This window comes from Providencia lanzhouensis, from assembly GCF_050469745.1.
In the GTDB taxonomy this organism is placed as follows: domain Bacteria; phylum Pseudomonadota; class Gammaproteobacteria; order Enterobacterales; family Enterobacteriaceae; genus Providencia; species Providencia lanzhouensis.
The window spans coordinates 1,132,837-1,157,562 of record NZ_CP174123.1 but is presented as its reverse complement, the minus strand read 5'-3'; the positions used below and the strand labels follow the sequence as shown (position 1 = coordinate 1,157,562).

Genomic DNA, 24,726 nt, shown 5'->3' with positions numbered 1-24,726 from the left:
CACTGATTAACGATGGCTTTCCATCGTCATTTCCGAGCTAGCCAACCATACAGGTTTATCGCTCGTTTTAGCCCAGACTTTATGCAGGTAGCTATAAAATCTTGCTCTTTTTGGGTAAAAAACCATAACCGGAAACGCAATAATGCCAGCTGTTACAGCAGCAGTGCGGCGTAAAAGTACCTGATTACGGGAATATTCTTGATATGTGGACATCGATATCCTCCTTCAGTAGCCACTTAATTTTGCCGATTCCAGTCTTGCTCTTTACTTCTATTTTACTTAATTCACATTTAACTCAATTCGCATTGAACGTAAATCATCAAAGAGGCACTAAAATCGAACACCAAGGTTAATCTTCATTAACGGAATCTATAATAGCGCAATTTGTGTAATTAAACTACTCATCTGACCACTTAAATATAAAATAAATTAACTTTTTGACTCAGTTTCGTTGCTTTATTACAAAATGTAGCAAGATACCGTATAAAACAAACAAATAAATTACATTTAATTAACACACTATACTTAGAGAATCCCTCTATCATCACGAGGCGATTTTAATTGGGCATTTTTATACTATTTTTACACCCCACCTTGTTTTTTTATCAGCTTCTTTACAAGCAAATGCCTAACCTAGCGCAATGGAAATAATAAGGAGATAACAATGTCACTACTTTCCATTTCTGGGGCAGTTCTTGTTGTTGTACTGCTGGTTTATCTGATTTATGCCCTGCTCAACGCGGAGAATTTCTGATATGGCCACCTATGCGTTTTTATTGATCGCCAGTTTTTTACTGGTTCTGATGCTGTTAGCAAAACCACTCGGCAACTTTATTGCTTATCTGATTGATGGTGATATGCCGCGTGCTATTGCCAAAAGTGAATCCGTATTTTGGCGATTAAGCGGTATCAAACAAGTGGGACGCGATCTCCCTGAGATGAATTACTGGCAATATGCCATCGCCATTTTGCTATTTAACCTGCTAGGTTTTGGCTTACTATTCGTTATTTTAATGTGCCAAGGCTCATTACCGCTCAACCCTCAACATTATCCGGGAATGAGCTGGGACTTAGCTTTCAACACAGCCATTAGTTTTGTGGCCAATACCAACTGGCAATCTTATAGTGGAGAAAATACCCTAAGTTATCTGAGCCAAATGGTCGGGTTAACCGTACAGAACTTCCTTTCGGCAGCGACAGGGATAGCCGTCGTGTTTGCACTTATCCGTGCATTTTCACGCCACGGCAGCAAAACGATTGGTAATGCTTGGGTTGATTTAGCGCGTATCACGCTGTATCTCCTGCTGCCATTAGCCATTATTTTTGCGTTATTCTTTGTCAGCCAAGGGGTTATTCAAAACTTCTCCCCTTATGTTTTGAGTAGCAACCTTGATAGTGCGCCGCAACTGTTACCAATGGGGCCTGTAGCCTCCCAAGAAGCCATCAAATTATTAGGGACCAATGGTGGCGGATTCTTTGGTGCTAACTCATCTCACCCATTTGAAAACCCAACGGCATTAAGCAACTTTGTTCAAATGCTGGCTATCTTCCTTATTCCAACGGCACTTTGCTTTGCTTTTGGTCGTACCGTTTGTGATAACAAGCAAGGTCACGCCCTGTTATGGGCAATGGCGATTATTTTCGTGATTGCCGCCGCCGTTGTGATCCATGAAGAATATGTCGGCAACCCACTCTTAGGCGAGTTGCACGCAAGCAGCACCGCTAACCTTGAAGGGAAAGAAAACCGCTTTGGCACATTAGGATCTGCGTTATACGCCGTCGTCACCACCGCGGCATCTTGTGGTGCTGTGAACTCAATGCACGATTCTTACACTGCATTAGGTGGCATGGTTCCTATGTGGCTGATGCAAATTGGTGAAGTTGTCTTTGGTGGAGTCGGTTCAGGTTTATACGGCATGTTGCTGTTTGTTTTACTTGCCGTGTTCTTAGCGGGATTGATGATTGGTCGTACTCCTGAATACCTCGGTAAAAAAATCGAAGTACGTGAAATGAAAATGGTGGCACTGGCAATTCTTGTTACGCCAACTTTAGTGCTACTTGGTACCACTATTTCACTGATGACCGAAGCAGGACGTGCCGGCATTCTTAACCCTGGCGCTCACGGATTTAGCGAAGTGTTATACGCTTTCTCATCCGCAGCCAACAACAACGGCAGTGCATTTGCAGGATTAAGCGCGAACACGCCGTATTACAACGTGATGCTGGCATTAGCCATGTTCCTCGGACGTTTCGGTGTGATTTTCCCTGTATTAGCTATCGCAGGCTCTATGGCAGTGAAAAAACCACAAGCGGCTAGCCTTGCGACATTGCCGACACACGGTCCACTGTTTATCGGTTTATTAATCATGACTGTTCTTCTCATTGGTGCGCTGACTTTTGTCCCTGCGCTTGCGTTAGGGCCAATCGCGGAACATCTGCAAATTTGGTTAGCGGCATAATGAGGGTGAAAAAATGAAAAATCAAAAAACACAATTATTTGATAGCAAACTGGTTCGCCAATCGACAATTGATGCCATTAAAAAACTGACACCACAAGCACAATGGCGTAACCCAGTCATGTTCGTGGTTTACATCGGCAGTATTATTACGACTTTATTATGGATAGCGATGGTCGCTGGCTATAGTGAAGGCAATGCTTGGTTTAGTGGCATGGTCACTTTATGGCTATGGTTTACGGTGCTGTTTGCCAACTTTGCAGAAGCTTTAGCGGAAGGTCGTAGTAAGGCTCAAGCTCAGAGTTTAAAAGGCGTCAAACAGCAAAGCCGTGCCACTAAACTGGCGACTGCCTCTCTTGATGCGCCACAAGAAATGGTCAGTTCAGACCAACTACGCAAAGGCGATATCGTCCTGATCCGCGCAGGGGAAACCATCCCTTGTGATGGTGAAGTGATTGAAGGCGGCGCATCAGTGGATGAAAGTGCCATTACAGGTGAATCCGCGCCGGTGATCCGTGAATCCGGTGGCGATTTTTCATCAGTCACAGGAGGAACCCGCGTACTTTCTGACTGGCTGATCGTCGAATGTACGGTTAACCCGGGGGAAACATTCTTAGACCGCATGATCTCCATGGTGGAAGGCGCGCAACGCCGTAAAACTCCCAATGAAATCGCGCTCACTATCTTATTAACCGCACTGACCATTATCTTTGTTTTAGTCTGTGCAACATTGTATCCATTCACCTTGTTTGCTACAGAATACGCAGGTGCAGGTGGCGCAGTGTCTATCATTGTACTGATTGCCCTGCTGATCTGTTTGATCCCTACCACCATTGGCGGGCTACTGTCTTCCATTGGGGTTGCTGGCATGAGCCGCATGCTGGGCGCTAACGTGATTGCCACCAGCGGGCGCGCTGTGGAAGCAGCGGGAGACGTTGACGTCCTGTTACTGGACAAAACGGGGACCATCACCCTCGGAAACCGTCAAGCCTCTGAGTTTTTACCGTTAAGTGGAGTTTCGGAGCAACAATTAGCGGATGCTGCTCAACTCTCGTCTCTGGCAGATGAAACCCCTGAAGGGCGCAGTATTGTGGTGCTTGCAAAACAGAAATTCAATTTACGCGAGCGTGATATTCACGCCATGAACGCCACCTTTGTGCCCTTCTCTGCGATGACGCGCATGAGCGGTGTAAACGTCGGCGAACGCATGATCCGCAAAGGTTCTGCTGACGCTATTCGCCGCTATGTAGAAGCTAACCACGGCAAATTCCCAGTAGAAGCCGACAAACTTGTTGAACAAGTGGCGCAGACAGGGGGAACACCGTTAGTGGTGGTTGATAGCCAAACAGTGCTCGGCGTGGTGGCGCTCAAAGACATCGTCAAAGGCGGCATGAAAGAGCGTTTTGCACAAATGCGTGCGATGGGAATCAAGACTGTGATGATCACGGGGGATAACCACCTAACCGCAGCGGCAATCGCGGCAGAAGCAGGCGTGGATGATTTCTTAGCTGAAGCCACCCCCGAAGCAAAACTTGCGTTAATCCGCCAATATCAATCGGAAGGTCGCTTAGTCGCCATGACAGGAGACGGCACCAACGATGCCCCTGCATTAGCACAAGCAGATGTAGCGGTTGCCATGAACTCGGGTACGCAAGCGGCGAAAGAAGCCGGTAACATGGTGGATTTAGATTCCAACCCAACCAAGCTGATTGAAGTGGTGCATATTGGTAAACAAATGCTGATGACTCGCGGCTCATTGACCACATTCAGTATTGCCAACGATATTGCCAAATACTTCGCGATTATTCCGGCCTGTTTTGCGGTCACATGGCCGCAGCTCAATGCCTTGAATATTATGCATTTGCACTCACCTGCATCGGCATTGCTGTCGGCGGTTATTTTTAATGCCTTGATTATCGTGTTCTTAATTCCACTGGCATTAAAAGGGGTAAATTATCGCCCAATGAGTTCTCAATCACTTTTACAGCGTAACTTGAGCCTGTATGGGTTAGGCGGATTGATTGTCCCATTTGTGGGGATCAAACTTATCGATATGTTCATCAGCTTGTTTGGTATTTAAGGAGCCTATTATGAGCATGTTTCGTTCTTCATTGATGATTTTAGTTCTGTTAACGCTGGTAACTGGGATTGCTTATCCGCTACTCGTGACGGGGCTTGCTAATGTCATTTTTCCAACTCAATCGATGGGTTCACTGATCCTACAAGATAATCGCATTATCGGTTCATCGTTGATTGGGCAGTCTTACCAAAATGACAATTACTTTTATGGTCGCCCGTCCGTGACCGCAGAAATGCCCTATAACGCACTGGCTTCCGGTGGCAGTAACCTTGCTATCAGTAATCCACTGTTAACCAAAGAATTGACTGAACGCTCGGTCGCATTGAAACAGCATGAACCCGATGGTGGTGATATTCTGCCTGTGGATTTACTGACCGCCTCTTCCAGCGGGCTAGATCCCCATATTTCGGTTGCCGCTGCGTTATATCAAGCACCGCGTATTGCTAAAAACAGACAGTTATCGATAGACAAGGTAAAATCGCTTATATCTGACAATACGCAATCTCCTCTGTTTCGATTTTTAGGAGAGCCAGTCGTCAACGTATTAGAGTTAAACCTTGCCCTTGATACCTATCAACGGGAAGCTAACAGCCAAAATCTCTGAGGTCAGTTATGAATAATCAGGAGCCTATCCGCCCAAACCCAGATGACCTGTTGGTAAAGGCAAACGAAAGTGGACGTGGCAAACTTAAGATTTTCTTCGGTGCTTGTGCTGGTGTCGGGAAAACTTACGCCATGTTGCAAGAAGCACAACGCCTTCGAGCACAAGGGTTAGATGTGCTGATTGGCGTGGTCGAAACTCATGAACGAGAAGAAACCGCCGCGCTGCTGGATGGGCTCCCTCAACTTCCTCCATTAAAAATCAGCCATCGAGGGCGTCGTCTGCACGCCTTCGATATTGATGCTGCATTGGCAAGGCATCCTGCCATTATCTTGATGGATGAACTTGCCTTCAGTAATCCAAATGGCAGCCGCCACCCTAAACGCTGGCAAGATGTCGAAGAATTACTGGATGCAGGTATTGACGTTCTCACCACCGTTAACGTTCAACATATTGAAAGCTTAAATGACATTGTCGGCAGCATCACCGGTATCCGCGTGCGTGAAACGGTGCCTGACCATATTTTTGATGCCGCCAATGAAGTGGTTTTAGTGGATTTGCCTCCAGATGACCTTCGCCAACGTTTAAAAGAAGGCAAAGTGTATATTCCGGGGCAAGCTGAACGTGCTATCGAGCATTTCTTCCGTAAAGGTAACTTAATTGCTTTACGGGAATTAGCCCTGCGCCGCACGGCTGATCGCGTTGATGATCAAATGCGTGAATTTCGCGATGGTAAAGGTGAAGCCCCCGTTTGGCATACCCGCGATGGGTTACTCCTGTGTATCGGGCATAATACGGGCAATGAAAAACTGGTTCGCGCTGCTGCTCGCCTTGCCGCTAAGTTCGGCAGTGTTTGGCATGCGGTGTATGTAGAGACGCCAACATTACACCAACTTCCTGAAAATCAGCGCCGTGCCATTTTAAAAGCCTTGAGGTTAGCTCAAGATTTAGGTGCAGAAACCACCACGCTTTCTGATCCTAATGAAGAAAAAGCCATTTTGCGCTACGCACGGGAACATAATCTCGGTAAAATTTTGATCGGCCGACGCGATAAACACCGCAAATGGTATAAATTCAATTTACACCAAGGTTTTGCCGATAGACTCGGTAAACTCGGACCTGATTTAGATTTGATCATTGTCGCCCTTGAAGAAAAAAGCGATTGGGATAAAGAGCCAGAAAGAAAGCCGTTTACCGAAAAATGGCGCTCTGATGTCAATGGCTATTTAATGGCGATCGCCATGTGTGCAGCCATCACCCTATTCTCTCGAACCTTCTTATTGGCACTGGATAAAGCCAACTTAGTCACTCTCTATTTATTGGGCGTGGTATTAGTCGCGCTATTTTACGGTCGTCGCCCTTCTGTTTTCGCCGCGTTAGTCAACGTGATCAGTTTCGATTTATTTTTCGTTCAGCCCCATTTTTCATTAGCAATTATGGATATGCAGTATCTGGTTACGTTCACTGTGATGCTGATTGTGGGGGTGGTTGTCGGGAATCTCACCGCGGGTATGCGCTACCAGGCAAGAATTGCGCGTTATCGAGAACAACGCACGCGCCATTTATATGAAATGACCAAAGAGCTAGGTCAAGCCCTCAGCACGGAAGATATCGGCAAAACAGGCTATCACTTTTTAAACAATGCATTTCAGGCAAAAACCTGTTTGTTACTCCCTGATGAAAATAACCAACTGACGCCATTACAGTGCGAAGGTTATAGCCAGTTGCAAATCGACAAAGCTATCGCAAAATGGAGCTTTGATAAGCGCCAGCCCGCTGGTGCAGGGACGGACACACTTCCCAGCGTGCCGTACCAATTACAGCCTATCACAACGGCGGATGAAACCCTTGCCGTGCTCGCCATTGAGCCGCGTAATATTCGCCAATTATTGATCCCCGAGCAGCAACGTATGCTGCAAACCTTTACCGGATTAATCGCCAGTAGCCTTTCCCGCCTGCAACTGACTAAACAAGCAGAGAGAGCCAAATTGGATGTTGAACGGGAGCAATTACGAAATTCACTGCTGGCAGCCCTATCCCATGACCTCAAAACGCCACTGACTGTTTTATTTGGTCAAAGCGAAATTTTGATGCTGGAGTTATCAGCCGAAAATTCACCGCTCACCGCACAAGTCAGCCAGATGCGCCAACAGGTATTAAGCACTTCGCGATTAGTGAATAATTTATTGGATATGGCTCGCTTACAATCTGGGGGGATCCACCCCAATTTGGAATGGGAATCTCTGCAAGAAATTACGAGCAGCGCAGTTCGCATCTTGGACTACACTTTAGATAGTCACCCACTTGATATTGATATTCCAGCCGATTTACTCTTGTATTGTGACGGTAACTTGATTGAGCGCGTCATCATTAACTTGCTCGAAAATGCCATAAAATACAGTGATAGCGATACTCCGATTGGTATTCGAGCGTCTATCGAATCACAAAAAGCTCATATCGAAGTGTGGGATGCCAGCAATGCCATTCCCGATGGGCAAGAAAAAACCATTTTCGATAAATTTTCCCGCGCACAAAAAGAATCGGCAATTCCGGGAGTTGGCTTAGGTTTAGCTATCTGTCGTGCTATTATCCATCTCCATGAAGGGGAAATTTGGGCTGAAAATAATGAAAAAGGTGGCGCCAGCTTCCATTTTATTTTGCCGTTAAAGCCATTACCTGAAATTGAAAACGAAATTTAGGAGCACCTAGCAAACTGTGAGTTCCCATCAAATCCTGATCATTGAAGATGAAAAAGAGATCCGCCGCTTTGTTCGATTAGCGTTGGAGGGTGAAGGCTGGAAAATTTTTGAAGCTGAAAATTACCAGCGTGGACTCATAGAAGCAGGCACTCGTCAGCCTGATTTAGTGATTTTAGATCTCGGATTACCTGATGGTGATGGATTGGATTTGATCCGTGATTTACGCCAATGGAGTAGTATTCCGTTGATCGTACTTTCTGCTCGTGAAGAAGAGTCCCAGAAAGTGGCCGCTCTCGATGCGGGTGCCGATGATTATTTGACGAAACCTTTTGGTATTAGTGAGTTGCTCGCCCGTGTCCGAGTCGCTTTACGCCGTTTTGGTAAAGCGGGTCAAGAAAGCCCTACTTTTCAATTTGGCGATGTTACGGTGGATTTTATCAACCGCATCGTGACTAAAGGCAGTGAAGAGTTGCACCTCACCCCGATTGAATTTCGCCTACTCAGTGAACTCGTTGCCAATAGCGGAAAAGTGCTCACTCAGCGCCATTTGTTGCTACAAGTCTGGGGACCGAGTTACGTCGAACATAATCATTATCTACGCATTTATATGGGGCATTTACGCCAGAAGTTGGAAAATGACCCTGCACGCCCCGTGCATCTTTTAACTGAAACGGGAATTGGCTACCGTTTTATGCCTTAACTGATACCTTAAAACCTAAGTTTGTCTTAAAGCGTGATTCTCAGACTATTACTGATAGTTTATTCATCACGGCTGCCTATAATCTCTCCAATCTTAACTTATCGGAGCGTTTCCTGTGCAATCGTTACTGACTCAAGCCTCTCGCCGTTTTGCTTCCATCTTAGTGATTTTTTTAACTATTTTCGTCACCACCAAAGCCCTTGCGCTAAGCCCTGAAGAGAAAACGCGTACTGAAGCGTTGTTAACGGAGTTGGGTAAGCAGCAGAATTTAACCTTCACGCGTAATGGTTCCGGTCATTCTGCACCAGAAGCTGAATCCCATTTACGATTAAAGCTGGGTAAAACTGAAAAGCGTTTGCAGACAACAGAGCAGTTTATTGACAATGTGGCATCAAAATCTTCTATCACCGGAGAAGAGTACCAAGTCACCGATGCCCAAGGTAAAGTCACCAGCGCCAATCAGTATCTGCATGATTTACTGAAAAATAACGTCGATAAACAAGCCAAATAACCCGCTCTATCCCCCCGATTAATAAAGCGCCCTCAATAGCTAGCGGGCGCTTTATTTGTCAGTTTTTACCTGACCCAATATATCCGCCAATCAGAATCACAATCCGAATCTTATAACCCTATGTAGACCAAAGCATTAGATGTGCTGATGAAATGAGTTGATAGTTGCCTCATTGTTCAAAAAGCAATTTTATTGAAATGCAGACTTTCTAAAACATAAAAAACTGATTAATTGCCATATGTTATTCTTAATGATTATTATTATCATACATCATTTAAATGATTATTATTATCATATAGAATATAAAGCTTAAGTTTGAGAAACAATAGAGGACCAATGCATTAGGTTTTTTATCTATATGTTTTGCATATAAAAATTTTACATTTTTACATTGAGAGTACATTGGTTTAATTCAGATATATTTACGCCAGAGATATCGAAGAATACATCGGTGTAAGTATGAACGGTAAAAGGAAAATTCACTTTTATCCCCTCCTGACCAAATCAAAAAAATATCCATCGTGTGAAAACTTGCACTGCTAGGTTTCCATACCGTCTTAAATTTTACGTTGAAAATAGGGATGAACAGGTATTGCTATGTTAAATAAAAATAAGCTATCAGCGCTATCACTGTTAATAGTTTCGCCATTCGCTGCTTCAGCAACTGATGTTCTGGTTGTGACTACACCAAGCTCAAGTGATTCATATACTGCAACAACGACTTCTTCTGCAACGAAGAATGAAACTCAGATAATGAAAATACCACAGACGGTGAATGTGGTGACCAAAACCCAAATAGAAAACAGAGCGGCAGAAACCGTTGTGGATGCACTGAGGTATACACCAGGTGTGGTTACCGAATACCGTGGTGATTCAAATCGTAATGATGAGGTATTCAGTCGCGGTTTTGATTATGCGAACAAAATTCTAGATGGCATTCCTTTTGGCGGAAATGCGTCCTCGTCCATGGGCACAACCGAGCCTTGGTTTCTAGACAGAATTGAGATGATTAAAGGACCGGCATCTGTGCAGTATGGGCAAATAAGCCCTGGTGGGGTTATTGCCATGACAAGCAAAAAACCAACCGCGCAGAGCATCAATAAAATTCAGTTACGGGTCGGTAATCGAAATAAAACGGAAGGATTTTTTGATCTGGGTGGCAAGCTAACGGATGATGGAAATATCCTCTACCGTTTAAATGGCCTAGCAAAAAAGAAAGACACTCAGGTTCGAGACTATGAAGAAGAAAAATATGCCATCGCTCCCGCCATATCATTCCTAAATGAAGACACTACTTTCACTCTTCTGGCTTACTTACAAAACTCACCGAAAAATGGTTACCGAAATTTTCTTCCTAAAGTTGGCACGATTGAATCAACCCCGGAAGGAAAAATTCCGCAAGACTTCAACATAAGCAATCCTGACTATAATATTTCCAAACAAAAACAACATAGTATCGGGTATGAATTTGAACACAATTTTAGTGATAAAATTTCATTGGTACAAAAAGCACGCTACGCAGAAATTGATGAAAAATATAATTACTTAGTATTTAACACCTTAGCAAGTGAAGCTAAAAACTATCCTTATGTACTAAAACGAATGGCTCAGCACGAAAAAACGAAACTCAATACATTTGGCGTTGATACCCATTTAAATTTCGACATTGATAATGGGGGGCTTTATCAAACACTATTAGTCGGCGTCGATTACAAATGGACTAAAGAGGACAAACAGTTTTGGCGTGACAGAAACGGCAATTATGATATTGATTGGCGTAACCCCCAATACCAGAAAATTGATGAATCCAAGCAGACACTATTCACCGACCAGCTGCAAAAAAGCGATCAAATCGGTATTTATATTCAAGACCAAATCGAATGGAATAACTGGAACTTATTAGCTAGCACTCGGTATGACTGGATTGAAGTCAAAACGATAGACAGAACGATCAGTGACAGGTCACAACAAAATGATGGCAAATTAACAGGCTTAGTTGGATTGTTATACTCATTTGATAACGGTATTTCCCCTTATATTAGCTACAGCACCTCTTTTGAGCCAAATCTTGCAACCAACAGAAAGCCAGAAAGTAAGCCGTTTGATCCTAAAACAGCAAAACAAACAGAAATCGGTATCAAGTACCTCACTCCTGACCAAAAAACGCTGGCGACCTTATCTCTCTATCATATCGAGCAAAAAAACATTCCTAAATACGACTCTGAATTAGGTTATATGACGCTAATCGGCAAGGGGGAAAGTAAAGGTGTGGAAGCCCAGATAAACAGTAAGCTTACCGATAAATTTGCCGTTACAGCAGCATATTCATATACCAAAACCAAAGTGCTTGAAACATCAAACAGTGCGGAAAAAGGAAAAGAATTTCCTCGTATTCCTAAAAATATGGCCTCTATCTGGGGGCAATATGAAGAGAACTCGGGAATGCTGAATGGACTGAAAGCGGGAGCGGGAGTGCGCTATATCGGTTCCAGCAAAGCAGGGGCGGATAATAGCTTTTCTGTGCCTGGGGTAACGCTTTACGATGCGATGATTGGCTATGAACTTTCCAATATTTCGCCCTCTTTGAAAGGCGCAACGATACAGTTAAACGTGAATAACTTAATGGATAAACATTATGTTTCATCCTGTGGTATGAGTGATGCCTGCTTTTATGGCATAGGCCGTACTGGTACTGTCACGTTTGATTACGCTTGGTAAAACAAAGAGTAAGAATAAAGGCTATATCAAATTGAGATGTAGCCTTTGTTATCCCATTGATAATAAAGATTAACTTGAAAGTGAGGGCTCATGAAGTCTGTTTTGCTTTACGTAATGGTCGCTTTGAGTGCAGTACCCGCAATAGCCGCTCCTTGCACAGAACTACCTCTCCAAGGGGTTCAGGAAGGCATATTTGATACCGAGGGTAAGGTTTGCTTTGTGCTTCCAGCGCTTAATGAAAACTATGTCGTTGCCACGCTAAAGGGGGCAACAGGAGCACAATTGCTCGACCAGCAAAACCATCATTTACGCACGTTATTGGAAGCAGGACCTGCTGATGGAGAAAAATCGCTACTTTTTTCATCCCCGGCAGGGCAAGTTTCATCATTAATATTATCTGGAAGTAACGGTAGTAAATGGCAGTTTAACTGGCAAATGACAGAAACTCAGCCACTCAATCGCGTGCGAAAACTTGCCCCAGTCAGTACTACTTTACAGCAACTCGCAAAGGAGCTGGCAGCAGGAGGAACGACAGATGCATTTTGGAAAAAACAGCAACTCATCGGTACGCCTTTAATTGAACCCGTAGATACATCTCATAAACGAGTCACTTTTTTGTGGCGTGCAGCACGTGGTAATGTGTTTATTTTAGGGTCTCCGGCAGGCGATCATGATCCCATGTTTAAACTGGGTGACTCCGATGTTTGGTTTCGCAGCTATGTGGTACCCGCTGATACGCGTATGCAATATCAATTGGCACCTGACGTTCCTAAAGTAGATGGCAATGCGCGTGAACAACGCCGTGCGATTTTGGTCACTGCACAAGCCGATCCTTTAAATCCCACGACTATGAGTATAGAAAATGATGATAAGTGGAACACTTCATCTTTACTTGATTTAAAACCCTCACGGTATTTTACCCGCGATACAATGAAACAGCCTATACGCCATGGCTCTTTGACTCGACATACATTAAAAAGTAATTTCCTTGGAAATAGTCGGGAAATCATTCTTTATCGCCCAAAAGCGACAACACCTGTTAGTTGGACATTATTTTTGTTTGATGGTCAAATTTGGCAGGATAAATATCACACCGCCAATGTAATTGATGGTTTGATTGCTAATCATCAATTACCCCCGATTAATATTGTCTTTATAGATAGTTTGGATAGTAAACGTCGCTCCAAGGAACTCCCTCCAAATCAAGCTTTTGCTGATTTTATGGCACTGGAACTACTACCTTGGGTGAGCAAAAATGGTATTGAAATAAATAATGAAAAGACGATTGTGGCTGGCGCAAGTTATGGAGGATTGGCATCATCCTGGGTCGCATTGCGATATCCAAACCAATTTCGTCATGTGCTGAGCCTATCAGGCTCATACTGGTGGGCGCCTGAAGGTGAAAAGCCAGGATGGTTAACTCGTCAATATCAGCAATCGCCGCATTATCCGATCAGTTTCTGGATACAAGCAGGGTTATTTGAAAACCAAGGTGCTGATGGCGGCATTTGGCTTAATAGCCAAGAGCTTGAATATGTTTTGCGAGATAAACACTACAAAACCAGCTTCCATTCATGGTCAAGTGGTCATGATTATGCAGCTTGGGTAGAAGCATTGGTCTATGGATTGAAAGACTTCACAAACCAACGTTGAATCTTCTGTGGGTGATCAGTCACATCAAAAAAACCCCAGTAATTGGAGGTCTTTTTTTAGGCTGTTTTTAGGCTGTTTTTAAACCTATCTCAGCAATCCTCTAAATAATTCGCGTTGTAGCAAGGCGGCAAATGAGCTAATCCCTAGGAGCATACATAAGTATGTGACTAGGGTTAGTGAGTGCAGCCAACGCCGCTACAGCGCGAAGTATGACGAGGATTCAGCTAATCCCTAGGAACATACATAAGTTATGTGACTAGGGTTAGCGAATGCAGCCAACGCCGCTACAGCGCGAAGTATGACGAGGATTTAGTTAGACTCAATCTTAGCCCACGTATCACGCAACCCAACCGTACGGTTAAACACCAGCTTATCCGCACTGCTCAGTTTGTTATCTGCGCAGAAGTAACCTTCACGCTCAAACTGGTACGCTTTTTCTGCTGGTGCATCGCGCAGGCTTGGTTCAACAAAACCTTGGCGAATAACCAGAGATTCTGGGTTCAGCACTGATAAGAAATCATCTTCGGCTGCTGGGTTTGGTACAGTAAACAGGCGGTCATACAGACGAATCTCCGCTGGCAGTGCATGTGCTGCACTTACCCAGTGGATAACACCTTTGACTTTACGACCGTCAGCTGGATCTTTGTTTAATGTGCCTGCATCGTAAGTACAGAAGATGGTGGTAATGTTACCTTCTGCATCTTTTTCTACACGCTCTGCTTTGATGATGTAAGCATTACGCAGACGCACTTCTTTACCTAATACCAAGCGCTTATATTGGCGGTTAGCTTCTTCGCGGAAGTCTGCACGGTCAATATACAGCTCATTGCTAAATGGCACTTCACGAGTTCCCATTTCTGGGTTGTTCGGGTGATTTGGTGCCTTCAGAATTTCTTCACCTGCTGGCATATTTTCAATCACTAAGCGAACTGGGTCGATAACTGCCATTGCGCGTGGTGCTGAATCATTCAGGTCATCACGGATGCAAGATTCTAATGCCGCCATTTCGACGTTGTTATCTTGCTTAGTGACACCGATACGACGGCAGAATTCACGAATTGATGCCGCAGTATAGCCACGACGACGTAAACCAGAGATGGTCAGCATGCGTGGGTCATCCCAACCAGCAACGTGTTTTTCAGTCACTAATTGGTTCAATTTACGTTTTGACATCACCGTGTATTCGAGATTCAGACGAGAAAACTCGTACTGACGCGGGTGGCAATCAATCGTGATATTGTCCAGCACCCAATCATACAGACGGCGGTTGTCTTGGAATTCTAATGTACACAGTGAGTGTGTAATGCCTTCCAGCGCATCAGAAATACAGTGAGTGAAGTCGTACATCGGATAGATGCACCACTTGTTACCGGATTGGTGATGTTCCGCAAATTTAATGCGGTATAACACTGGGTCACGCATAACCATAAATGGCGATGCCATGTCGATTTTCGCACGCAGACACGCTTTACCTTCTTCGAAGCCACCCTCGCGCATTTTTTCAAATAACGCTAAGTTGTCTTCAATCAGGCGCTCACGATAAGGGCTGTTTTTACCCGGCTCTTTTAATGTGCCACGGTATTCACGAATTTCATCCGCACTTAATTCATCAACGTAGGCAAGGCCTTTTTTGATAAGCTCAATCGCGTATTGATATAAAATATCAAAATAATCAGATGAGTAGCGAATGTTGCCGCTCCACTGGAAACCTAACCATTGAACGTCATTTTGAATGGAGTTCACATACTCAACATCTTCTTTGACCGGGTTAGTATCATCAAAGCGTAAGTTACACTGGCCTTGATAATCCTTCGCGATACCAAAGTTCAAGCAAATTGATTTCGCATGGCCAATGTGTAAGTAGCCATTCGGTTCAGGTGGAAAACGGGTATGTACTGATGTGTGTTTCCCAGTCGCCAGATCTTCATCTATGATCTGACGGATAAAGTTAGTTGGGCGAGCATCTGCCTCATTCATTGTCATCGTTCCTCAGTGCCAAAAGCGCGCTAAATTCGTATAGTAACCGAATATATTCTACCATAATACGTCCAGAAACAACCGTTTGATTAAGGTTAGTCGGCAAAAGCAATGGCAAAGGGGGATTTTTATCAAAAAATAGGCTATTTATACGAATAGCATGACCCCAAGAACTACCATCAGTAAAATGGGATAGCTTTGAGCATGGCGTTTATCACTCAAGTAGGGCATCAAAAACGAAGCAAAACGAATACCTAGCCACGAGGTAGCAATCAAAATTAAGGCACCTTTAATATAAATCATCCCTAAGAAACCAGAGCCTAATTCAAGGTGCTTTTCCATAGCAAAATAGAAGTAAATCAAAGAGCCCGTGATTGCCATCGGTAACGTCAGCGGGTTAGCAAATGCCGCCGCTTGCAACATGCTCGCTCCACGGCGACGCATCAAAGGTACCGTCATCACACTACCCCCTACGCCTAAAAATGCCGCGACGGTACCGATCACTGTACCGATGAGCGTGTCCTCAATGCATTTGCCTCTTATTAACGTATTACCTTCTGATTGGGTTTGCATAAATCCGGGGCGAATAAAGCAATCGAGAATAGTGATAATGAGATAACCAATAAATATCCAGCGGATCCATTCACTGTCTACCGATAGCGCGATGAGCGCACCTAAAATGCCGCCAATTGAAATAGGCAGCATAAAAGGTTTAATAATTTGCCAGTTGAAATTCCCTTTCAGGTAGTGTGCTCGGCTCGATAAGCTTGATGAGAAAATCATCACAAATGTAGATGTGGCGACGGCGATTTGCATCGCAACTTCGCTGGCATCATGGCGGGGTCCCCAAACAAGGGTAATTAAGGCATATAACAGGGGTACCGTAATAAAGCCGCCCCCAAAACCGAATAGCGCTGTTGTGATCCCCGAAATAAAACCAAATAAACAAAGTAGTAAATCCACAGGATGATCCTCAAAGATGGTTGAGTTTTTATCTTATCCTTGAGAACCGTCATGTGCTTATGCAGATTTGACAACTCGCTTTGAGATTTCGCCAAATTAATTAACAAATATAACCTTTGAGTTACAAGTCTCTGTGAATTCAATTAATTAGTTTTTTCGCCATACATCAAATTCATCGGCAAATTTCCCAACGGATTCCCCTTTCGGCGCCTTAGGCATCTGCTTAATCGCTTGAGCGACACTGATAATCAAACGCATAAATTCATCCGCAAGTCGCTCTTCACTCTCATTAGGTATGTCTGTTATGTTTCGACCTGCTTTGGGTTTCCACTGCTCCCTTAACGCATCAAAGAGATTAAACAGTTGCTGCTTGGAGCTATATAGTAGGCTGCCATCTTTAAAGACGTCCTGAAAACCCAATTCATCAATATAATAGTCAAGAAGATCTTCGTTAGCCGGGTTATTAATATAGACCCCCTCTCCCCCTACCTTGATGAGAAAAAATAAAATACTCAGCAATGAGTAAACCATCATTTTTCCATCTAATGCTTTATTGTTTTTCTCAAAATTTTGCAGTATTTCGATTGTCGCTCGACGGCAATGAGGGTCATAGCTACAGACACAACCTCCCGCTGCTTTATCGGGTATTCGGACTAAAATTCGGTTACGGCTAATAAGTTTAAAACAAAAACTAAAGCTCTCTTTGGTCATAACAATTTCTTGATACTCAAGCCAATCTAAAGGCTCTTCCATTGCTAACGAGCTGATATTGCAATACTTTAAATTCTCTTTGTTCATTCTACGAATGCGAATCGGATTCCCTGAACATTGAAAAAAATGGTTCATTTTTTGAAACACATATTCGCTAGCTTCACTCACGAGCGTTATTTTTGACATCATCTTATTTATTCCTTTAAAAACAGCTTCCTTTAACCAACCGATTTCCTTAAATGATTTTTCGCTTCGCCAACAAGGGAAATTTACCTCAAAGAAAATAAGCCATAAGAGAAATAAAATAGTAATAAGTGCCAAAAAATTAAATTCGGTTATACCGAATACATGATTGATTAATATAGGAATTAATACATCGAAAGTTAATACTTGAGGAATTAATGCTTTGGATATTAATTACGGAATAATTTAGATAAAAAATGCCAGCTGATTAAGCTGGCATTTTCTAGGTACTGCTCGCTATTTTCTATCTATACGTAGATTATTTTAATACGTGATAAATAACGGTTTCACCTGCAATAACCTGACCTTTCGCTAAAATTTCAACGCCAGCGAAGTCATCAATATTACTGATGATAACAGGGCTAATCATTGATTTTGCATTCGCTTCAAGGAATGGCAGGTCGAGTTTCAGAATCGGTGTGCCCGCTTCAACTTCAGCACCCTCTTCAACTAAACGCTCACAGCCTTCACCATTTAATGCAACGGTATCAATCCCCATATGCACAATCAGTTCAACGCCATTCGCGGTTTCGAGGCAGAACGCATGGTTAGTTGGGAAAATTTTCACAATTGTCCCTGCGGCTGGCGCCACCACTTCACTGCTGGTTGGTTTGATAGCAATACCATCACCGACGATGCGGCTAGAGAACGCTTCATCCGGAACCTGATCCAGTGAGTAAACTTCACCACTAACTGGTGCGATTAACGATAGTACCGCGTTACCTTTTACTTTTTCTGGTGCCGTTTGCTGGCTTTTTTCTGGAGCCGCAGCTGGCGCAGATGCCGCAATAGGGCCTTTTGCCATCACTTCTGTCATCGCTTTAGCGATTAATTCAGCACGAGTTCCCACAATCACTTGCACGTTTTGCTTGTTCAGGCGGATCACGCCAGATGCACCAATACGTTTAGCAAGTGGGTCGTTGACTACCGCTGAATCTTTTACGCCTAAACGTAAACGCGTGATACACGCGTCGATGTTAACGATGTTGTCGCTACCACCTACTGCTGCAATATACTGACGAGCTTCTTTTTGAATTTCGCTTTCATCGCTGTGAGCATCGCTGACGTTTTCGTCATAGCCATCAACAGTTTCATCACCCGCGCTGACTTCACGACCTGGCGTTAACAGGTTGAATTTGCGGATCATGAATCGGAAAATCACGTAGTAGATGCAGAAGAAGACTAAGCCTTGAACAATCAGCATATACCAGTGAGTTGCGAGTGGGTTACGTGTCTGTAAGAACATATCCACCAGCCCCGCACTGAAGCCGAAGCCTGAAATCCATTCCATTGTTGCCGCGATATAGACAGAAATACCGGTCAATAATGCGTGGATCACATACAGTACTGGCGCAACGAACATAAATGAGAATTCAAGCGGTTCAGTAATACCAGTAAAGAATGCAGCAAACGCACCTGCAATCATGATACCAGCCACTTTGGCTTTATTTTCTGGACGTGCACAGTGATAGATAGCCAGAGCCGCACCTGGCAGACCGAACATCATGATAGGGAAGAAGCCCGCTTGGTAGCGACCCGTAATCCCAACTGTTGCCAGACCTGCTTCGATAGACTTCGCGCCACCTAAGAAGTTAGGAATATCGTTGATACCCGCCACATCGAACCAGAATACAGAGTTCAGTGCGTGGTGTAAGCCAACAGGAATTAATAGACGGTTAAAGAAAGCGTAGATACCCGCGCCAACAGAACCTAAGTCTTTGATGCTTTCACCGAACGCCACTAATCCGTTATACACCACCGGCCAAACATACATCAGAATGAATGCCAGGATGATCATCAGGAATGAGGTTAAAATCGGGACGAGGCGACGACCACTGAAGAATGACAACGCTTTTGGTAGCTCAACGCCACTGTAGCGGTTGTAAAGTTCAGCAGAGAGAACCCCAACAAGGATACCCACGAACTGGTTATTGATTTTATTGAATGCAGCAGGGACGGATTCCACTGGCACACTCATAATCATTGAGTAGGACGCAGGCGAACACAGTGTTGTCACCACTAAGAAGCCGACAAAACCGGTTAATGCAGCTGCACCATCTTTATCTTTAGACATTCCGTACGCAACACCAATCGCAAACAACACGGACATGTTGTCGATGATGGCTGCACCGGATTTGATCAGTAACGCAGCGATTGCGCTATTGGCGCCCCAACCATCTGGGTCAATCCAATAACCAATCCCCATAAGGATTGCGGCGGCTGGTAATACGGCGACAGGCACCATAAGCGCCCTACCAATCCGCTGTAAGTAGCTAAGAATATTCACAAACTCCCCCTTTGTATCGCTCTATTTTTGTCCCATTTCAGGATCTTATTTTCACGCATCGGAAATATATCCGAAGTCGCTTAATTATAGCAATTCATAGAATAGATGAATTTTTTCGCGATACAAAATAAATAGCTGGAAACTGTGATAAATGTCAACGAAAGAAACCTAATATTGACTAAATTAGTAGCTATTCTCGAAAACTTATTTTATGATTAAAAATAAGTTTTTTATATGATTTGCTGTATATACTCCAAGTACCTCAGTCATAAGAAAATGTTGAAAATGTTCAACACAATTGAGATTTGGGGTCCTACAAGTATAAATTTAAAGAAACACTAGAGGTAAAAGTACATGAGGCTTATCCCATTAAATAATGCTCATGATGTTGGCGTATGGTCCGCACAGTACATCGCTGATAAAATCAACGCATTTAATCCGACAGCTGAACGCCCTTTCGTTCTAGGCTTACCGACTGGCGGAACACCGCTTGCCACCTACAAAGAATTAATTGCCTTATATAAAGCAGGTAAAGTCAGCTTTAAGCATGTCGTGACATTTAATATGGATGAATACATTGGTATTCCAAAAGATCATCCACAAAGTTACCACACGTTTATGCACCAAAACTTTTTTAATCATATTGATATCCAAGCTGAAAACATCAATTTACTCAATGGTAACGCACCTGATGTCGACGCTGAATGTCAACGCTATGAAGACAAAATCAAATCCTACGGTCAAATCAACCTGTTTATGGGTGGTGTAGGTAATGATGGTCATATCGCGTTTAATGAGCCAGGTTCTTCTTTAAGTTCGAGAACACGTATCAAAACGCTGACGCCAGAAACTCGCCAGGCTAACTCCCGTTTCTTTGATAATGATATCAATCAAGTTCCTAAATATGCATTAACTGTGGGTGTTGCTACTTTATTAGATGCGAAAGAACTGATGGTATTAGCGACGGGTGCAAACAAAGCTGATGCCGTTCACGCTGCGGTAGAAGGTTCTGTTAACCACTTATGGACAATCAGCTGTGTGCAGCTACATCCTAAAGCATTGATTGTCTGTGATGAGCCAGCAACATTAGAATTGAAAGTCAAAACGCTCAAATATTTCAAACAATTAGAATGTTCGAATATCGAGCAATTTGATTAATTTATACTCAACTCTATTTTAGAACCTCTAAAAGTAACTAAAATAGATAGAGTATCGAACACCCGACCCGCCATACTGATGCGGGTCGGTGACCCATTTTACTCGCGGTCAGGAGTTTTACGCTATGTACGCATTAACTAATTGCATTATTTTTACAGGTCACGAAAGACTGGATAACCACGCAGTCATTATTGATGGCGAAATCATCAAAGCGGTGTGCCCAGAATCCGAACTCGCTCACGATATCGAACGTAGAGATTTGAAAGGTGCCATTCTATCGGCTGGCTTTATCGATCTCCAAGTGAATGGCTGTGGCGGCGTGCAATTCAATGACAACGAAGAAAATGTCACATTGAAAAACCTCGAAATCATGCAAAAAGCCAATGAGCGTACGGGGTGTACTAGCTTTCTGCCAACTCTCATTACCTGTTCAGATGAACTGATGAAGCATGGCGTTGATGTCATGACTGAATATCTGAAACAGAATAAGAACCAAGCACTTGGTTTACATATTGAAGGCCCTTACATTAATTTGATTAAAAAAGGGACTCATAACCCAGAATTTATCCGTAAGCCATCAATTGAAATGATGGATTACTTAGCAGCACATGCTGACGCAATTAGTATGATCACGCTCGCCCCTGAAGTCGTTGAGCAACACTTTATCCACCAGCTCACCGAAGCTGGCATTGTGGTTTCAGCAGGTCACTCCAATGCAACCTATGAAGAAGCGCGTCAAGGCTTCCGCTCAGGTATTCGCGCATCAACCCACCTATTCAACGCCATGCCATATATTTCTGGTCGTGGCCCTGGTCTGGTTGGCGCAATTTACGATACCCCTGAAGTCTATGCAGGCATTATCGCGGATGGTTTACATGTTCAATGGGCCAATATTCGCAATAGTAAACAACTCAAAGGGGATAAGCTGGTTTTAGTCACCGATGCGACAGCACCAGCGGGAATTGATCCCCAAACAGGTGAAATGGATCATTTTATCTTCGCAGGTAAAACCATATACTACCGCAATGGATTATGTGTCGATGAAAATGGCACACTGAGCGGCTCTTCCCTGACCATGATTAATGCGGTGAAAAACAGTGTTGAACATGTTGGCATTCCTCTTGATGAAACATTAAGAATGGCCACCCTTTACCCAGCAAGAGCCATTGGGGTAGAGGCAACATTAGGTTCCATCGAAGCCGGCAAAACGGCTAACTTGACTGCCTTTAACCAAGACTTCCAAGTCCTTTCAACTTATGTAAACGGAGAGGAAGTCTATAAAAATGAGTAACTAGCTGATGAATCAAAGCCACTCGCTAAAGCAAATTGGTAATATTGATCTCGTAAAACAACTCAACAGTGCTGTCGTTTACAGCCTGATTGATCAACAAGGACCGATATCTAGAATTCAGATAGCAGAACAGAGCCAGCTTGCGCCAGCGAGTGTCACTAAGATCACCCGCCAATTACTCGAACGTGGTTTAATCAAAGAAGTAGACCAGCAGGCCTCCACCGGAGGCCGTCGCGCTATCTCTATCGTCTCCGAATACAAACATTTCCACACCATCGGCGTACGCTTGGGGCGTTACGATGCCACAATCGCCCTGTATGATCTTAGCGGCAAAATGCTGGCAGACGGTCACTACCCTATTACAGAACCCACCCAGCAAATCGTCGAAGAGAAACTGATTGCGGCACTTGAAGATTTTATCTCGCTGCACCAGCGACGCATCCGTGAGCTGATTGCTATTTCGGTGATATTGCCAGGACTTGTCAATCCGCATTCGGGTATTGTCCACTACATGCCACACATTAAAGTGGATAACTGGAAGCTGATTGATAACCTACAGCAGCATTTCAATCTCACCTGTTATGTTGGGCACGATATTCGCAGCCTAGCTCTCGCTGAGAGTTATTTCGGTGCTACCCAAGATTGTGAGGACTCGCTTCTTGTACGCATTCATAGAGGCGCTGGAGCCGGTTTAGTCGTTAATAAAGAGATCCTTCTTAATCATCGAGGTAATCTTGGGGAGATTGGGCACATCCAAGTAGACCCACTAGGCGACCTGTGCCATTGCGGTAATTTTGGATGTTTAGAAACCATCGCCTCCAACCAAGCCATTGAAGCTCGCGTGAAACAGCGCTTAGAACAGGGCTATGCGAGCCAATTAACCCCTGAAACCAGTTCAATTACCCATATTTGCCAAGCCGCCAATAAAGGTGACCCACTGGCAACCGAGGTAATTCAACACGTCGGACGCCAAATTGGTAAAGCTATCGCTATCACCATTAACTTGTTTAACCCTGAAAAAGTGGTGATCGCCGGAGACATTACTGAAGCTGAGCAGGTTCTATTACCCGCCATTCAAAGCTGCATTGATACCCAAGCTTTAAAAGGTTTCCGTGAAAACTTACCCATTGTTACCTCGCAACTGGTTCATAATTCAGCAATTGGTGCATTTGCGCTGACAAAACGCGCCATGTTAAATGGGGAATTGCTCCAAAGATTATTAGAAAGTTAGCTTTGTGCTCTTTCTTATCGATAAACAGCAAAATAGCGCAATAAATTCCAGTGTAATTTTTAACCATCTTAATAATAACAAATCACATTTTTTCAAATTTGGGGTTGTTTTTTGCTGGCTTTATCGACAAAATGATTATTCATCAAACAAACAGACGCATTTTCTAAAAAATAGTGCAAAAAGCTGTTGACTGTCTTGCCTGTAATTAGCATAATGCGCCCCGCAACGCCGATGAAGGTTAAGCAAAAAAAGATGGCTATGTAGCTCAGCTGGTTAGAGCACAACACTCATAATGTTGGGGTCACAGGTTCGAATCCCGTCATAGCCACCATTTCTTTGCGGGAGTGGCGAAATTGGTAGACGCACCAGATTTAGGTTCTGGCGCCGCAAGGTGTGCAAGTTCAAGTCTTGTCTCCCGCACCATTTTCCTTCTCGGTACAAATTGAATTTAAGATTGGGGTATCGCCAAGCGGTAAGGCACCAGGTTTTGATCCTGGCATTCCCAGGTTCGAATCCTGGTACCCCAGCCATCTTAAAGGCAATTAATTTTCGTAGTGAAAATAAATAATAGATATTCTCGGATGGGGTATCGCCAAGCGGTAAGGCACCAGGTTTTGATCCTGGCATCCCCAGGTTCGAATCCTGGTACCCCAGCCATCTATTATCCTACCAAGTAGTAAAATCACACAGTAAAGAAAATACAATGGCTATGTAGCTCAGTTGGTTAGAGCACAACACTCATAATGTTGGGGTCACAGGTTCGAATCCCGTCGTAGCTACCATTTCTTTTTTGTTGGGGTATCGCCAAGCGGTAAGGCACCAGGTTTTGATCCTGGCATCCCCAGGTTCGAATCCTGGTACCCCAGCCATCTTAAAGGCAATTAATTTTCGTAGTGAAAATAAATAATAGATATTCTCGGATGGGGTATCGCCAAGCGGTAAGGCACCAGGTTTTGATCCTGGCATCCCCAGGTTCGAATCCTGGTACCCCAGCCATCTATTATCCTACCAAGTAGTAAAATCACACAGTAAAGAAAATACAATGGCTATGTAGCTCAGTTGGTTAGAGCACAACACTCATAATGTTGGGGTCACAGGTTCGAATCCCGTCGTAGCTACCATTTCTTTTTTGTTGGGGTATCGCCAAGCGGTAAGGCACCAGGTTTTGATCCTGGCATCCCCAGGTTCGAATCCTGGTACCCCAGCCATCTTCTCTTGTATCCATCATCAAAAAATACTCTCAAAAAAATTTAAAAATTTAAGTAAATAAACTTAATGCGTTATTTATTTAATGCTTTTTAAAACTATCATTCTGCCTTTAAATTTTCTTTTAACCTTTTAAAAAACATTTAACACATCCCATTTACCTTTACGCAACCTTTGTGTCGGAAGTGTGATGTCAGTCATTTTCACATAACCAAATAAAGTGGTAATCTTGCGGCGAATT

The 24,726-nt window shown here is 43.7% G+C and carries 17 protein-coding genes and 9 tRNA genes; 21 read left to right on the top strand and 5 right to left on the bottom strand.

Annotated elements, in window-relative coordinates; genetic code table 11:
• Nucleotides 1-6: 6 nt before the first annotated feature.
• Nucleotides 7-213, bottom strand: a complete 207-nt coding sequence (locus tag ACIH2S_RS05280) for a YbfA family protein (RefSeq protein WP_036947824.1) — start codon at nt 211-213, stop codon at nt 7-9.
• 451 nt (nt 214-664) lie between these two features.
• On the opposite strand from ACIH2S_RS05280, the gene kdpF reads away from it, so the two are divergent.
• From kdpF to ACIH2S_RS05235, 9 genes are all read left to right on the top strand, one after another.
• Complete coding sequence (gene kdpF, locus ACIH2S_RS05275) at nt 665-754, top strand: K(+)-transporting ATPase subunit F (RefSeq protein WP_071524944.1); 90 nt, start codon at nt 665-667, stop codon at nt 752-754.
• Nucleotide 755: 1 nt separating this feature from the next.
• Nucleotides 756-2,459, top strand: coding sequence for a potassium-transporting ATPase subunit KdpA (gene kdpA / locus ACIH2S_RS05270; protein ID WP_108479378.1), 1,704 nt, complete (start codon nt 756-758; stop codon nt 2,457-2,459).
• A gap of 13 nt (nt 2,460-2,472) precedes the next feature.
• Nucleotides 2,473-4,536 (top strand): potassium-transporting ATPase subunit KdpB, encoded by a 2,064-nt coding sequence (gene kdpB / locus ACIH2S_RS05265; RefSeq protein ID WP_036947835.1) that lies wholly within the window; start codon nt 2,473-2,475, stop codon nt 4,534-4,536.
• Between the two features lie 10 nt (nt 4,537-4,546).
• A complete protein-coding gene (gene kdpC, locus ACIH2S_RS05260; protein WP_036947836.1) occupies nt 4,547-5,140 on the top strand; it encodes a potassium-transporting ATPase subunit KdpC in 594 nt (197 codons plus the stop codon).
• 8 nt (nt 5,141-5,148) lie between these two features.
• Nucleotides 5,149-7,836, top strand: a complete 2,688-nt coding sequence (gene kdpD / locus ACIH2S_RS05255) for a two-component system sensor histidine kinase KdpD (protein ID WP_036947837.1) — start codon at nt 5,149-5,151, stop codon at nt 7,834-7,836.
• 16 nt (nt 7,837-7,852) lie between these two features.
• On the top strand, nt 7,853-8,536 hold the full coding sequence (gene kdpE, locus ACIH2S_RS05250; RefSeq protein ID WP_036947840.1) for a two-component system response regulator KdpE: 684 nt from the start codon (nt 7,853-7,855) through the stop codon (nt 8,534-8,536).
• Nucleotides 8,537-8,651: 115 nt separating this feature from the next.
• Nucleotides 8,652-9,047 (top strand): DUF5329 family protein, encoded by a 396-nt coding sequence (locus tag ACIH2S_RS05245; RefSeq protein WP_430248213.1) that lies wholly within the window; start codon nt 8,652-8,654, stop codon nt 9,045-9,047.
• A 597-nt stretch (nt 9,048-9,644) separates the two neighbouring features.
• Nucleotides 9,645-11,765, top strand: a complete 2,121-nt coding sequence (locus ACIH2S_RS05240; RefSeq protein WP_272534740.1) for a TonB-dependent siderophore receptor — start codon at nt 9,645-9,647, stop codon at nt 11,763-11,765.
• 90 nt (nt 11,766-11,855) lie between these two features.
• Nucleotides 11,856-13,418, top strand: a complete 1,563-nt coding sequence (locus tag ACIH2S_RS05235) for an esterase family protein (RefSeq protein ID WP_430248211.1) — start codon at nt 11,856-11,858, stop codon at nt 13,416-13,418.
• A 309-nt stretch (nt 13,419-13,727) separates the two neighbouring features.
• Here ACIH2S_RS05235 and glnS read toward each other — a convergent pair whose 3' ends face one another.
• From glnS to nagE, 4 genes are all read right to left on the bottom strand, one after another.
• Nucleotides 13,728-15,395 (bottom strand): glutamine--tRNA ligase, encoded by a 1,668-nt coding sequence (gene glnS, locus ACIH2S_RS05230; protein WP_108479374.1) that lies wholly within the window; start codon nt 15,393-15,395, stop codon nt 13,728-13,730.
• A gap of 147 nt (nt 15,396-15,542) precedes the next feature.
• The gene (locus ACIH2S_RS05225; protein ID WP_108479373.1) at nt 15,543-16,358 is read right to left on the bottom strand and encodes a sulfite exporter TauE/SafE family protein; all 816 of its coding nucleotides are present in this window, start codon (nt 16,356-16,358) and stop codon (nt 15,543-15,545) included.
• Between the two features lie 147 nt (nt 16,359-16,505).
• A complete protein-coding gene (locus tag ACIH2S_RS05220; protein WP_154610045.1) occupies nt 16,506-17,390 on the bottom strand; it encodes a hypothetical protein in 885 nt (294 codons plus the stop codon).
• Nucleotides 17,391-17,571: 181 nt separating this feature from the next.
• Nucleotides 17,572-19,599, bottom strand: coding sequence for an N-acetylglucosamine-specific PTS transporter subunit IIBC (nagE, locus tag ACIH2S_RS05215; protein ID WP_108479371.1), 2,028 nt, complete (start codon nt 19,597-19,599; stop codon nt 17,572-17,574).
• 354 nt (nt 19,600-19,953) lie between these two features.
• Here nagE and nagB point away from each other — a divergent pair, with 354 nt between their 5' ends.
• From nagB to ACIH2S_RS05155, 12 genes are all read left to right on the top strand, one after another.
• Complete coding sequence (gene nagB, locus ACIH2S_RS05210) at nt 19,954-20,757, top strand: glucosamine-6-phosphate deaminase (protein WP_108479370.1); 804 nt, start codon at nt 19,954-19,956, stop codon at nt 20,755-20,757.
• A 124-nt stretch (nt 20,758-20,881) separates the two neighbouring features.
• Nucleotides 20,882-22,048 carry an N-acetylglucosamine-6-phosphate deacetylase gene (nagA, locus tag ACIH2S_RS05205; protein ID WP_430248209.1) on the top strand — a complete coding sequence of 389 codons (1,167 nt, stop codon included), beginning with the start codon at nt 20,882-20,884 and terminating at the stop codon, nt 22,046-22,048.
• Nucleotides 22,049-22,055: 7 nt separating this feature from the next.
• Nucleotides 22,056-23,279 carry a DNA-binding transcriptional regulator NagC gene (gene nagC / locus ACIH2S_RS05200; RefSeq protein ID WP_036947633.1) on the top strand — a complete coding sequence of 408 codons (1,224 nt, stop codon included), beginning with the start codon at nt 22,056-22,058 and terminating at the stop codon, nt 23,277-23,279.
• Nucleotides 23,280-23,533: 254 nt separating this feature from the next.
• Nucleotides 23,534-23,610 (top strand) — tRNA-Met (locus ACIH2S_RS05195).
• A 7-nt stretch (nt 23,611-23,617) separates the two neighbouring features.
• A tRNA-Leu gene (locus ACIH2S_RS05190) sits at nt 23,618-23,702 on the top strand.
• Between the two features lie 32 nt (nt 23,703-23,734).
• A tRNA-Gln gene (locus tag ACIH2S_RS05185) sits at nt 23,735-23,809 on the top strand.
• Between the two features lie 52 nt (nt 23,810-23,861).
• A tRNA-Gln gene (locus tag ACIH2S_RS05180) sits at nt 23,862-23,936 on the top strand.
• Nucleotides 23,937-23,984: 48 nt separating this feature from the next.
• Nucleotides 23,985-24,061: transfer RNA gene (locus ACIH2S_RS05175), tRNA-Met, on the top strand.
• Nucleotides 24,062-24,073: 12 nt separating this feature from the next.
• A tRNA-Gln gene (locus tag ACIH2S_RS05170) sits at nt 24,074-24,148 on the top strand.
• Between the two features lie 52 nt (nt 24,149-24,200).
• Nucleotides 24,201-24,275, top strand: a tRNA-Gln gene (locus ACIH2S_RS05165).
• A 48-nt stretch (nt 24,276-24,323) separates the two neighbouring features.
• Nucleotides 24,324-24,400: transfer RNA gene (locus ACIH2S_RS05160), tRNA-Met, on the top strand.
• A gap of 12 nt (nt 24,401-24,412) precedes the next feature.
• A tRNA-Gln gene (locus ACIH2S_RS05155) sits at nt 24,413-24,487 on the top strand.
• Nucleotides 24,488-24,726: the final 239 nt, after the last annotated feature.

What these genes read in the sequence shown, in the direction of transcription:
- nagC (WP_036947633.1), top strand. Translation starts at nt 22,056, where the DNA reads ATGAATCAAAGCCACTCGCTAAAGCAAATTGGTAATATTGATCTCGTA.
- nagB (WP_108479370.1), top strand. Translation starts at nt 19,954, where the DNA reads ATGAGGCTTATCCCATTAAATAATGCTCATGATGTTGGCGTATGGTCC.
- ACIH2S_RS05235 (WP_430248211.1), top strand. Translation starts at nt 11,856, where the DNA reads ATGAAGTCTGTTTTGCTTTACGTAATGGTCGCTTTGAGTGCAGTACCC.
- kdpB (WP_036947835.1), top strand. Translation starts at nt 2,473, where the DNA reads ATGAAAAATCAAAAAACACAATTATTTGATAGCAAACTGGTTCGCCAA.
- nagA (WP_430248209.1), top strand. Translation starts at nt 20,882, where the DNA reads ATGTACGCATTAACTAATTGCATTATTTTTACAGGTCACGAAAGACTG.
- ACIH2S_RS05240 (WP_272534740.1), top strand. Translation starts at nt 9,645, where the DNA reads ATGTTAAATAAAAATAAGCTATCAGCGCTATCACTGTTAATAGTTTCG.
- ACIH2S_RS05280 (WP_036947824.1), bottom strand. Translation starts at nt 213, where the DNA reads ATGTCCACATATCAAGAATATTCCCGTAATCAGGTACTTTTACGCCGC.
- kdpF (WP_071524944.1), top strand. Translation starts at nt 665, where the DNA reads ATGTCACTACTTTCCATTTCTGGGGCAGTTCTTGTTGTTGTACTGCTG.
- kdpC (WP_036947836.1), top strand. Translation starts at nt 4,547, where the DNA reads ATGAGCATGTTTCGTTCTTCATTGATGATTTTAGTTCTGTTAACGCTG.
- kdpD (WP_036947837.1), top strand. Translation starts at nt 5,149, where the DNA reads ATGAATAATCAGGAGCCTATCCGCCCAAACCCAGATGACCTGTTGGTA.
- kdpA (WP_108479378.1), top strand. Translation starts at nt 756, where the DNA reads ATGGCCACCTATGCGTTTTTATTGATCGCCAGTTTTTTACTGGTTCTG.
- glnS (WP_108479374.1), bottom strand. Translation starts at nt 15,395, where the DNA reads ATGAATGAGGCAGATGCTCGCCCAACTAACTTTATCCGTCAGATCATA.